Origin of the sequence: Oceanobacillus neutriphilus (genome assembly GCF_014645515.1) — a bacterium.
Lineage (GTDB): Bacteria > Bacillota > Bacilli > Bacillales > Amphibacillaceae > Oceanobacillus > Oceanobacillus neutriphilus.
Window position 1 is genome coordinate 34,611 of sequence record NZ_BMLW01000024.1, and the last position, 12,811, is coordinate 47,421.

Genomic DNA, 12,811 nt, shown 5'->3' on the forward strand with positions numbered 1-12,811 from the left:
TCTTCCACGCACAATTTTCAACCTCTATGTCGCAGCTGACATAGAGGTATGATTGGAGATACAAGGCTTTCTTAATGCTGCAGTTTTTTATTCAATAATATAGCGGCTTCATCATCAGAGCTTACAAGCGCACTTAATTTTGAAGCATTATATGATGAAGGTTTCTCATAATAAATGATATGCTTAATCAAATTATCTATTAGTTCCAGCCATATTTTTCTCAGGCTGTTCCTTTCTTTTAAAACCCATGCTGCTTCAATCTCTTCCAAATAATCTCCTTGATATGCTTCTAACAGCTTAAAATAAGCAGACACAGACACATTATCCTCTCTCAATAGATCCAATGCTGCACTTTTCCACTCAACAGACTGAATTTCTACACCATCTATCGTTATATGGTAGAATTCATCCTGACTGGATATTTTAATCGGCATTCCGATTTGCTGTGTCATCTTTCTAATTTGATAAACCGTGGAATACAATTGTGAATGGGCTCTCTCCCAAGGCAGATTGCTCCACATTAAGTCTGTTAATTCACCTTTTCGAATTGTATTTTCGTGATTCTGTACAAAATAAGCAAATAGCTCCTTTGCTTTGGTTGTTCTCCACTTTACTTCAACCTGATTATTATCCATATAAAAACGGAATGCTCCCAGATTCTTAATTTTATATTTTGTTTTAACAGATTCTTGTTCTGTATTAGTATTTATGTAACTATTTTCTTTTATCCGCTGAATGGTTACCTCTAACCTTTCTTTTTGAACCGGCTTTAAGATATAATCCAAAGCATTTAATTCAAATGCTTTGACTGCATATTCATTATAAGCCGTTACAAAAACAATCTGTAAGGAAGGTTGTATGTTTAGTAGTTTTTCCGCTAAATCAATCCCTTTTATATCAGGCATATGTATATCCATAAATACAGCATCTATACTTTCTCTTTGTACATGATTTATCAAATCTCCAGGATCGCTATATTTTCCTGTAACCTGTACTTCTTCCATTTTATTAAAAAGAAAATCTAAATATTCTAAAGCCAGATGTTCATCATCAATGATACAAATATTCAATTTATAGCCTCCTAAGAAAGTAGGTTTGTCTTTAACCGGTAAACAAAGTATATAAACATATCATACATGATAGTAAATAGGGCTTTGGCCAATAAATTTCTATACAAATTCTATACAAAAAGAAGCGTCGTTTTTTTATAAAGCAGTTTATTATAATTCCAGTACAAAAAAACTATTTCTATTTTTTTATACCATATATTGACTCATAAAGCTTTCGTTTTTGAAATTATTTAAATTGTTAATTTACGGAAGTAAGAAAAACCAAGAAAATCACTTCGTCTTTGAAATACTGGTGTTCTTGCCAAGGAGATGTCCGCTGCGGGAAGTCGCTTTCCGCGGGCAACGGCTTAGCCTCCTCGGAAGCAAACCGCTTCCTGCGGGGTCTTCACCTGTTGCTTTTCCCGCAGGAGTCGACTTCCCTCCGCTCCCATCTTTGAAGAAATATGTTTCACTTGTTTTCTTCCAAAGAAAAGAAGATGATTCTAGCGGAAGAAATACACGGAGACTCCTGTGGGAATGCGCAGTGGGAAGACCCCGCAGAAAAAAGTGCTCTTCTTTTTTTGAGGAGGCTGAGCTCAAGCCCACGGAAAGCGTAGTGTATTTCTGGAGCGGCTGACTTCAACATTTTTATACACTTTCTTATTCTTCAAAAAAAGATCAGCTAAACCATTAAATTGGTCAGCTGATCTTTGTATATGCCTTTATTTTATTTGATATGCCTTATGCAATTATTTTAATTGTTTATTAAGATGCATTTGAAACAACAATTTCTTCATCATCTACATCCACTTGAACTGCTTTTACTTCTTCGCCTTCAAGAATTAAATCAGTTAATTGATCCTCTACTTTATCCTGGATAACACGGCGTAATGGACGTGCACCAAAACGTGGGTCATACCCTAATTTGACAAGACGCTGTTTCGCTTCGTCAGAGATGTTGATGCTGATTTGGTTTTCCTTCATAGTTGCTTCTAAATCATGCAGCATCAGATCAACAATTTTTAATAGATCTTCTTCTTTTAATTCATTAAAGTTTACAATCGCATCGAAACGGTTTAGAAACTCTGGTTTGAAATAGTTGCTTAGATTTTCTAATGTGGTAACTGATTCATGTGTTTTGCTGTTAAAGCCGACATTTATTTGCTTTTCGCCAGTTCCGGCATTACTTGTCATAATAATGACTGTATCCTTAAAGCTAACTCTTCTGCCATGAGAATCTGTTAAATGACCGTCCTCCATAATTTGTAGGAACGTATTCTGCACATCCGGATGAGCTTTTTCAATTTCATCCAGTAACAGAATAGAGTATGGATTTCTGCGGATGCGCTCAGTCAGCTGTCCAGCTTCCTCATGACCTACATATCCTGGAGGCGAACCGATGATTTTAGACACTGCGTGTTTTTCCATATACTCACTCATATCGAGACGGACCAGTGCATCTCTTGTACCGAATAATTCTTCTGCCAGTACCTTTGTCAATTCTGTTTTTCCGACACCAGTAGGACCTACAAATAAGAAGGAACCGATTGGACGTTCTTTTGCTTTTAACCCAGCTCGGCTGCGGCGGATTGATTTAGCAACTTTTGCTACTGCTTCTTCCTGTCCAATTACTTTGGCACGAAGATCATCAGCCAAATTTTTCATTTTTTCTTTTTCGTCTTTTTGCATTTTAGTTACTGGTATGCCCGTTTTTTCTTCTACAATTAATTGAATATCAGAAATATCTACATCCAGTACTTTCTCACCGTCTTCTGCTTTTTCCAATTGTTTTTGTAATTGGATTTCCTGATAACGAAGATTTGCTGCACGCTCATAATCTTCTTTTTCTGCTGCTTCCTGTTTTTGTGCGACAACTTCATCTAAATGCTGTTGTAAGGATTCAGAATCCTTCTGAGCGTTTTCCAGGTTCAATCTGGAACCAACTTCATCCATTAAGTCGATTGCTTTATCCGGTAAGAATCGGTCCTGGATATAGCGGTTGGATAAGCTGACAAAAGCTTCAACTACTTCATCAGAGTAATGGACTTCATGGAATTTTTCATAACGATCTTTAATTCCTTTGAGAATTTTCACTGCATCCTCTAAGGAAGGTTCTTTTACAATAATCGGCTGCAAGCGTCGTTCTAAGGCTGCGTCTTTTTCAATTTGACGGTATTCTTTTAATGTTGTTGCACCGATTACCTGCAAATCCCCCCGTGCAAGAGCCGGTTTCAAGATGTTGCCAGCATCCATTTGGGAGCTTTCTGCTGTACCTGCGCCGACAAGAAGATGAATTTCATCAATAAATACGATCACATCACTACGTTCCTGCAATTCAGCAATCAGTTTATTCATCCGCTCTTCAAATTGACCGCGGATACCAGTATTAGCAACCAGAGAAGCCACATCCAGTAAATAAATTTCCTTGTTCATCAATTTTGCAGGTACATTACCTTCAATAATATTTACTGCTAAGCCTTCTGCAATTGCTGTTTTACCAACACCTGGTTCACCGATTAATACCGGATTGTTTTTATTTCTTCTATTTAATGTTTCAATAACTCGTTTAATTTCTTTATCTCTACCAATGACAGGATCAATCTTCCCTGCTCGTGCTTGATCAGTAATATTTTTTGCTAACTGATCAATTAAGCCATTTCCATTGTTTGATTTTTGTTTTGTTCTAGTGCGTGCACTCGCACCACTTTGCTGATTACCTTGGAAAAAGTTGTTGGCAAATGATTGATCCATATTGCCAAATGGAGAATTAGAGAAAAAGTCACTGTTCATCATATTTCCTTGTAATTCTTGTAAGCATTCTTGGCAAAGATGCACTTCCATACGTTGTCCATTCATTTGCATTTGTGCGTTAATCGTTGCCTCATTGTGTCCACAGTTTTGACATTTCATTTCTCATTCCTCCTTCTAAATTAGTCAGATAGCTTATTTATCCGTTGTTTTGACTTTGACTATCTTTGACTATAATTACATTATACTCTGACCTTCTTTGACTTTCAAGTGTTTTAGTCAAATTTTTTTTATTTTTTTTGACCTTTTGTATTTATGATAGATTCAATATAGGCTAATCCCATGTCACATAAGAGATTCAGCAAATTATTCATTTATCAGATTTTTGGTCAAAGAGGTTTAGAAACACAAATTTCTTATGAAAGGAATGATTTTTCTTTTCTATAAGAAGGATTTGTTTTTGCAGTATATCAAAAAAACTGTCCTTTTAGAAGCATAACGTTTTATCAGCATATATTCTTCTGACTATTTACGTTTTCTTCTATAAAAGGACAGTTTCTTTTAATAAGGAAACTGCTTCGGCAATTGCTTGCGCATCCATAAATCATCTAGGTTTTTAAATTGATATCCTTCTTCCTTTAAATCCTGAATTACTTTTTCCAAGGCAGCTGCATTATCGCTGGAGACAGCATGCAGTAGAATAATTGCTCCGGGATGGATCTGTTTCATAATCTCATCATAAGCATAATCTGCACCTTTTTGTGAGTTTGTTTCCCAATCCTTAAAGGCCAGTGACCAAAATACATGCACCAGACCGAGTTCTGTTGACCATTTTAATGTATCTGAACTGAATGTCCCCCGAGGAGGTCTGACAAATATTAATTCGTCCTGATCACTTACCTCGGCTACTGCCTGCTCTAAGTCGGTCAGTTCTTTTTTAATGGCTTCCTTATTCATAATTGTAAAGTCTGGGTGGTGGTATGAATGATTACCGATAATATGCCCTTCCTCCACCATCCTTTTGACTAAATCAGGCTCACTTTCTACATAATGCCCTGTTACAAAAAAAGTTGCAGGAACTTCTTCTTTCTTTAATACATCTAAGATGTCAGAGGTAAAGCCCTGCTCATAGCCATTATCAAAGGTAAGATAAAGATTTTTCTCCCCGCTGTCATCCAGATAGAACGCATTGTACTTATCTAATACTTCCTGATATGTTCCTATCTCCGGCGGAGTGTGGTTATTATTTTTCTGATAGCCCCATCCATACGCAAAGGCTGTATTCCCTGTGAAAGCACAAAAGAAAAAGATAAGTGATAACAGGAAAGCGATTGTTTGTTTCATTTAAATCCCACCCCAGTTTTTCTCTTACCTTTTCCTATTGCTTCTACTTTTATACGCTTTTTATAATACCATCGCCGCAATCCAGCCGAAAATAAATAAAGGAATATTGTAGTGTATAAATGTCGGTACACAGGTGCCCCAGATATGATCATGCTTTCCGTCTGCATTAAGTCCCGAGGTTGGTCCGAGCGTACTGTCTGAAGCTGGAGAGCCTGCATCTCCCAATGCTCCCGCTGTTCCAATTAAAGATGCTGTCGCAAGCGGTGAGAATCCGGCGGCAAGGCAAATTGGAACAAATAAGGCAGCAATAATTGGAATAGTTCCAAAGGAAGTTCCAATACCAATCGTAATAACCAATCCCAGTAATAATAATACAAACGCAGTCAGCGGTTTATTATCTCCCAGCGCAGAAATCGATACTTCCACTAATTCTCCTATTGCTCCGGTTTTCTGCAGGACATTTGCAAATCCTGCAGCAACCAGGATAATAAAAGCGATGGTAGCCATCATGGAGATACCCTCTGTCATCACCCGGTCCAAATCTTTAAATGGTAAAGCTACCAGAAGGAACATAGCAATAATTCCAGTTAATGCTCCCAAAATCAAATCCTGTGTAATAATTTGGACAATAAGCGCTAATATAATTGCAATAATCGTCATGACATGCTGTCTATTGAAAGTTACTTCTTCTACTAAATCCTCTGGTTTAATTTTATTTTCTTTTACTGTATCTTTAGGATTTTTATCTTTTCTATAAGTAAATAAGATTCCAATTAACAATCCAACAATCATTCCGGCACCGGGTAACAGCATCGATAATGTTACTTCATGCAAAGTAATTTCCGCACCGTTTGAATTTACCCCTTTTAAAATCAAGTCCTGGAAAACCAGGCCGAATCCTACCGGAATCATAATATAGGGTGCTTTCAAGCCAAATGTCAATGCCACCGCAACTGCCCGGCGATCCATCCGCATTTGATCAAATAATTTTAATAAGGGAGGTATTAAAATAGGAATAAAAGCGATATGTACCGGTACTAAATTTTGTGATAAACACGCAACACCAGCTAACGCAAATAGCATCATTGTTTTCTTCCCTGTTAATATACGGATAATAAAATTCACTAATATTTTTGTAATGCCTGTGTAGCTGATGGCAACTGCAAAAGCACCTAATAAAATATAACTGAGTGCTGTATTTGCAGAGTCACCCATTCCGGCAACCATTAACTTAACAGAATCTGTAAACCCTAATCCGGTCATTAATCCGGCAGCAATCGTTGAAATCAAAATAGATAAAATAACATTTACCTTTAATAAACATAAAACAGTCATTAACAGGACTGCTAAAAGAACAACCCATTCCATGTTTCTTCCTCCAATAAATAACCATCAAATTCTTTAATACTTTATCATGATAAAGCAGGAAAGATAAAATTGCAAGGGATTTTTATACATCTTATGAAATGCCGACGCATAGAGGCAGCAAGTTTTTGTCAGAAATTAATAAAAAGGACTGCCTTTAGACAATCCTTTATTATTGGAATAAGAAATCTTAGAACTTATAATTGGATAAAAATAATCTCAATGATTCTGGCGGGGCGAGAAATCGTAGTCCCGGCCACAATCCTGTTCTTATCCATTTATTAGGCCTTTATACTTTTCATCTTTATTTAACTTTAAAGGAGAAGGACAAATAATCCTGTACAGGTATCCAGGCACCAATTCCTTGTTTTGTTACATTTTTAATTTGGATGGTTTTATTGGAGCCTTTTAATTCAATATATACTTCCCCAAATGTTACCTGTCCTTTTTCGTTAACTGCAGGAGCATAGGCATCCAGTATTCCGTGCTTCTGAACCGGGATGTTATACGAATTTGTCAGCTTTGTATTATGTCCAATGACGGTTTGATAAGAAAGAGGAAGCTTTGTTTTTTCGCTTGCCTTTAATAACATCATTGTTTTTACTTGTTCCGGATCACTTATCTTACTTGTGAGAGCCCCTTTTACTTCTTTTTGCTCCTGTTGGTAATAACTCATTTCCTGCGCCTGGTCACCACCGACATTATTCATTTCATTTTTATTAATCAGCTGATATTCCCAGTTCACATTCGATTCACTGGATTGATAATTTATCGGCCATCTTCCCAGATAAACCATACCGCGGTAGCCAATTGCAATTGGAGAAGGTTTAATATTGCTTTCATTTAAAATCTTGATCAGCTCCGGATTTTCAATTGGTATATTGACACCCTGAATTAACTCTTTTGTTAAATCACTCGCCTCAATAATTTCCTGGTCTTCCGTTGAATTTGGGAATGTGTTTTCTTTGGATACATCTAATACATGACTAGGTATATCAGATTCCTTTTTCTCTTTTATTTCTTCAGCAAAGCTGTTCATCGGCATCAACAACCACGTTAAACATAAAAGCAGCATAAAAAAATAGACACGATTGCATTTTTTCATTTCCGTACCTTCCTTTCTTTTTGTTTATTTTTTTCAGAAAGGAGGAAAACTATGCACCAGATGCCTTGAAACTTTTTGGCAATTGAAAAGAGACATCCTTTTAATTTTAAAAGACATCTCTTTTCATTCACTATATTTATTTTATAAATGCACTATATCTTTTCTCCAAACTTTCCTGCAGCATGCCAATCAATATACACACCGGCCAATAGATAAGTGCCACTAATATATACATGGTCATTGCATCAAATTCTCTCCCAGCAACAATTTGTGCTTTTTGAAACAGCTCCGGGACTGTTATCACTGCTGTTAAAGAAGTCGCCTTCACAATATCCATAAAGACATTCGTTAAAGGCGGAATTGCAATTCGGGTAGCTTGAGGCAAAATAATTTTACGCAAAGTCAGCCAATAAGGCATATTCAGCGCCCGTGACGATTCCCATTGGCCCTTCTCCACACTATTTAATGCGGATCTGTCAATTTCTGCAATATAGGCGGCACTATTCAAACCCAGCCCAATAATTGCTGCATGAACAGCTACAAGCTGAATACCCGCTGAAGGCAAGCCCAGATACAGAATATATAAAAATACGATAATTGGTGTTCCCCGCATAAACGATATATACAGCCGTGCCGGCCATCTCAATAATCCATATTTAGAGCTTCTTGCCAAAGCTAACAGCAGTCCTAAAATAAGTCCAATAAGCATACTTCCAATGGAAATAAGCAAGGTGATGGGAAGTCCTCCCAGTACAAACGGCAAGTTCTCACAGGCTAATTGAACATCAAAGAATCCTCCAAAATTCACATCTGATATGTTCATTGGAAGCCTCTAAAAATCCAGACCTTCTACAATTTCAACTTCTACATCCGGTTCCTTGGAAGCATCTTCTTCATAAAATTCTTTTGCCAATTCGCTTAATGTACCGTCTTCACGCATACTGTTTAAAGCACCGTTAATTTCTTCCTGAAGCTTACTTGCATCCTTCGGCATCATAATCGCCTGCTTGGTCGGATTAAATTTCAATGTAGGATGCAGATGTAAATCAAAATCAGGAAATGCTGCAACACCAAATTTAGTTAAATAATAATCATTTAATACCAAATCTGTTCTTCCTGTACTTATATCACTCAGATAGGCTTCATTTGGAGCGTTTCCATACGTTACAACCTCCGCTCCAAAATGCTCTGCAATTTGACTATAAATAGTCGTAGCTGCTCCACCTGCTTTTTTTCCTTCTAAATCATCAAGTGTTTCTATACCTGAATTATCCGATTCTCTTACTGCTGCCACAATATAAGAGTATTTATATGGTTCAGAAAATCTAAATTTCTCCTGGTTTTTTTCTGTTATCGTTGCATCATTAGCTCCAACATCAATTCTGCCGCTATTAATCGCAGTAGCTAAATCATCCGCTCCCATTATTTCAAATTTAACCTCTAAATCTAAACGTTTTCCAACTTCTCTCATGATTTCCACAGTATAGCCTGTTAACTCATCGTTCTCATCGTAATAGGATGCACCAATCAGAGTTCCAGAAGTGCCGGCCACAATTTCGCCTTTTCCCTGAATTTCTTTCCAATGCTTATCCTCTGCTTCGGCATTATCTTTGTTGTCATTTTCCCCTTCACCGCAAGCAGTCAATAAAAATACTGCGACAAGCATAAAACTAAAAATAAATAAGTTCTTTCTCACCGTAAAACCTCCCTGTATTATACTTTTTATACAGAAATAGTATAACAAAGAAAGGCTTATATGGAAACTTTTTGTTAATCTGTATAATAAAATTTAAATTATATATTAATACAATCAAAAAAACGTTTACTTAATGATTTATTTCTTTCTATAAAAAATGAAACGGCGAGATAGCTTTGCCGTTTCATTTTTAAATTTTTTTCTGATTTAGAATCGTTGCATTTAGGATGCCGCCGGTAATAATAATAATTCCAAATAAATAGAACCAGATTAACAAAATAATGATTGTACCTAAGCTGCCATAAGTGGCTGAAAAATTCCCTAAGTTATGCACATAAAAGGAAAATCCCCAGGAGACCAGCTGCCAGGCAAGTGTTGCAAATGCTGTACCCCAGACCACCTGTGAAAATTTGAGCCTCCGATTTGGTGCAAGCTTATACAAAAAGAGCAGTACGATAAAAAAGATAAGTGATGACGCTACCCATCGCAAGGTTCCCCATACTGCTAAAAAAGTGTCCGTGAAACCAATCCAGGAAAAAAGGTATGTACCAATCATTTTTCCAAAAACCGGCAGCAGTAAGGCTAAAATAATTATTAAAATCATACCTATTGTAAGTATCATCGCTACAAGCCGTGAAATCAGAAAAGAGCGGTCTGTCTTTATCCCGTAAGCATGGTTAAATGCTCTTGTGATTGCATTGACACCATTTGAAGCGGCCCATAATGTTCCAATTATACTGATGGAAAGCAGGCCGCTGTTTTGAACAGTTAATAATTCCAGATTCGTTGTAATCAGACTCGTCACCTGCTCAGGTGCAAAATCTCCAATCGTTTCCAAAACTAAATCCAAATCAATCGGCAGGTATGGAATTAAATTAAGTAAGAAAATCAAAAATGGAAACAAAGACAAAATAAAGAAATAAGAAAGCTGAGCTGCTAACCCAAACACCTCGACTTCTCCATAACGTCTCCAAAAATCCTTGCCTATAATCTGAAGGTTTCGAATGCTGATCCACCTGCCCTTCTCACTTTTTGAACTTTCTTTTTTTAATAGCTTGTTCAAAAAAGGAGAAGGGAGAAACTAAAATCTTACCTCCATACGAATAAAGGTAACATTTTATTTTTTACATTTTTATCCTTCCAGTGTCCCTTAGTTTTGAACATCCTGTATTAATCTATTGCTTTACCGGAATATTTATTCGTAACTTTATCTAATGTTTGCTCCACTTGCTCTAAAGCATTCATAGCATTAGAAGATCCGCTTTCAAAAACATTATTCACCTTATCCACTGTTTTTTGCAGGCCTTGAACTGCTTCGGAGGGATTGCTGATATAATAAGATGATGCAGCTTTCATATCTTTTACTTTTCCACAGGCATAGCTGCGTGCTTCTTTATCTAATAATGATGCTGCCCCTCCTATAACTGCTCCTGCAACGACACCTAAAATAATTTTACGTTTTCCCATTAGTATCTCTCCTTTAAATTAAATGATGCTTTTCTTTTAAAAATTGAAGTAATCCGTGACAGCCATCTGAAATTAACCGGTACGTCTGTCCGAAATCTCCTGTGTAGTATGGATCAGGAATATCGTCTTCTTCTATGTCTTCCACAAACTCCATTAATTTCACAATCGCTGTTCCTTCACGATTGTTAGACCCGATAAGCGTATTATAATTATTCTGATCCATTGCAACCAGATAATCAAACTGATTAAAATCATCTGCTGTAAGCAGTCTTGATTCCATTCCATCATAGGAAATGCCTTGCTGGTCAAGTATTTCCTTTGTACCCGGGTGGGGTGATTGTCCGAGATGCCAATCTCCTGTCCCGCAAGAATCAATCTGCACACTATCCTCCAGCTGCTCTTTCTTTACAAGATCCCTAAATATCGCTTCTGCCATCGGGGAACGGCAAATATTACCTAAACAAACAAATAATACACGCACCAATCGCTATTCACCCCATTCGTTTCGCGTCGGCTTAAAAAATAAGCTCTTCCCAATTAACACCCTAAACAGTATATAATAAGTTTAGGGTGTTTTGCTGTAACTCTATTATAAGCAACTTAGCCCGATAAGCAAAGAGTTAATTGTAGAAAGTTGTTATCCTGCTTCCATTTTTGTCGAAAAGATACAGCCCTTAAAACACGCTCATATCCCAGCTGTTCGCAATATGACGAAGCAATTTAATTCCTGCAACACTATTTCCCTGCTTATCCAATGCCGGCCCAAACACACCAATACCGCAGCCAGCTAAAAAGGGCAAGTCATTATCACGAACCCTTGGCGGTACGACTGCTAAAATACCTCCAGAAACACCACTTTTTGCAGGAATACCGACATAGGAAGCAAATTTCCCGGAAGCGTCGTACATACCACATGTTAACATCAAAGATTTGGCAATTCGAGCTACATTCTTAGGGATAATCGTTTCTTCAGTATCAGGATGAACCCCATCGTTTGAAAGTACCAGTCCGATGCGGGCCAAATCATCGGTCGTAATATTAATCGAGCATTGTTTAAAATAAGTTTCCAGCGTTACTCCCAAATCTGATTCCAAATAGCCTTCTTCCAGCAGGTAGTAACCAATAGCCCGGTTTCGCATCGACGTATCCCGCTCAGACACATAAACATCTACATCAATTTCTGGTCTGTAGCCAATTATTTTTTCCATTAAGTTAAATAATGGCTCCAGCTTTTCATCTGATGTATTCCCATTTAATAAAGAAGATACTGTAATCGCTCCAGAATTTACCAAAGGATTAAAGGGGCGTTTTGGATTATTAATCTGCAAATGCATAATAGAATTAAATGCTTCTCCAGTCGGCTCTACATCCACACGCTGCAAAACATAGGTTATCCCCCTGTCAATACACGCAACAATAAAGCTGAGAACCTTGGATATACTTTGAATGGAGAAGGAATAGTCTAGGTCTCCTGATCGGATTTGCATCCCTTCCTTACCGATAATCGTAATACCTAAAGCATCTGGATCTGCTTCCTCTAACTTCGGTATGTAATCAGCGACTTTTCCCGTGTCTGTCTGTTTCTTAAAAAAAGCCACCCAATTATCTACATATTCCTGAAGCCACTGTTTATTTTTTTCTGTATTTAAATTTACATATCCTTGTACCATGTATTGACACCCCGCTTCTATTATAATAGTACAGATAAAATCATGAACATCCTTATATGAACTATACCCCGTATAACAATTATTTACCCATTAACATACTTAATATTAATTATTTGTGTTTTAAAAAGAAATAATACTATTTAAAAACCAACTTTCGTACGTGAGAGTAAGCTTCTATACCTTCCTGTTCCAAGATAAACATGTTCTTCATTATCCTGCCTGCATGTTGTTAAATCATCCTCCTATTGAAATGAAAATTGTATATAGCTTCCGCTCCGGCCAACCACTCCGCTTTCCATGGGGACGGCTTCAGCTAACTTGAAAAGAAACCCGCTTTTCAAGTGGATCTTCAGCTCGCCCTGTTCCC

At 37.2% G+C, this 12,811-nt stretch carries 11 protein-coding genes; all 11 read right to left on the bottom strand.

Annotation, left to right across the window (positions count from 1 at the left end):
* Window positions 1-71 precede the first annotated feature (71 nt).
* The gene (locus tag IEX29_RS25545) at window positions 72-1,070 is read right to left on the bottom strand and encodes a LytR/AlgR family response regulator transcription factor (RefSeq protein WP_188738548.1); all 999 of its coding nucleotides are present in this window, start codon (window positions 1,068-1,070) and stop codon (window positions 72-74) included.
* 744 nt (window positions 1,071-1,814) lie between these two features.
* Window positions 1,815-3,959 (bottom strand): ATP-dependent Clp protease ATP-binding subunit, encoded by a 2,145-nt coding sequence (locus IEX29_RS25550; RefSeq protein WP_188738550.1) that lies wholly within the window; start codon window positions 3,957-3,959, stop codon window positions 1,815-1,817.
* A 399-nt stretch (window positions 3,960-4,358) separates the two neighbouring features.
* Complete coding sequence (pdaA, locus tag IEX29_RS25555; protein WP_188738551.1) at window positions 4,359-5,141, bottom strand: delta-lactam-biosynthetic de-N-acetylase; 783 nt, start codon at window positions 5,139-5,141, stop codon at window positions 4,359-4,361.
* A gap of 60 nt (window positions 5,142-5,201) precedes the next feature.
* A complete protein-coding gene (locus IEX29_RS25560) occupies window positions 5,202-6,509 on the bottom strand; it encodes a Na+/H+ antiporter family protein (RefSeq protein WP_188738553.1) in 1,308 nt (435 codons plus the stop codon).
* A 301-nt stretch (window positions 6,510-6,810) separates the two neighbouring features.
* A complete protein-coding gene (locus IEX29_RS25565; protein WP_229720397.1) occupies window positions 6,811-7,551 on the bottom strand; it encodes a YfkD famly protein in 741 nt (246 codons plus the stop codon).
* A 196-nt stretch (window positions 7,552-7,747) separates the two neighbouring features.
* Window positions 7,748-8,434: an amino acid ABC transporter permease gene (locus IEX29_RS25570; RefSeq protein WP_188738557.1), complete on the bottom strand. Its 687-nt coding sequence runs from the start codon at window positions 8,432-8,434 to the stop codon at window positions 7,748-7,750.
* A gap of 9 nt (window positions 8,435-8,443) precedes the next feature.
* Window positions 8,444-9,307 (bottom strand): transporter substrate-binding domain-containing protein, encoded by an 864-nt coding sequence (locus IEX29_RS25575; protein WP_229720396.1) that lies wholly within the window; start codon window positions 9,305-9,307, stop codon window positions 8,444-8,446.
* Window positions 9,308-9,497: 190 nt separating this feature from the next.
* The gene (locus IEX29_RS25580; RefSeq protein ID WP_188738572.1) at window positions 9,498-10,313 is read right to left on the bottom strand and encodes a YihY/virulence factor BrkB family protein; all 816 of its coding nucleotides are present in this window, start codon (window positions 10,311-10,313) and stop codon (window positions 9,498-9,500) included.
* A 164-nt stretch (window positions 10,314-10,477) separates the two neighbouring features.
* Window positions 10,478-10,774, bottom strand: a complete 297-nt coding sequence (locus IEX29_RS25585; protein ID WP_188738559.1) for a YtxH domain-containing protein — start codon at window positions 10,772-10,774, stop codon at window positions 10,478-10,480.
* 13 nt (window positions 10,775-10,787) lie between these two features.
* Window positions 10,788-11,255: a low molecular weight protein-tyrosine-phosphatase gene (locus IEX29_RS25590; protein WP_308423675.1), complete on the bottom strand. Its 468-nt coding sequence runs from the start codon at window positions 11,253-11,255 to the stop codon at window positions 10,788-10,790.
* A 193-nt stretch (window positions 11,256-11,448) separates the two neighbouring features.
* Complete coding sequence (locus IEX29_RS25595; protein ID WP_188738563.1) at window positions 11,449-12,444, bottom strand: glutaminase; 996 nt, start codon at window positions 12,442-12,444, stop codon at window positions 11,449-11,451.
* Window positions 12,445-12,811 lie beyond the last annotated feature (367 nt).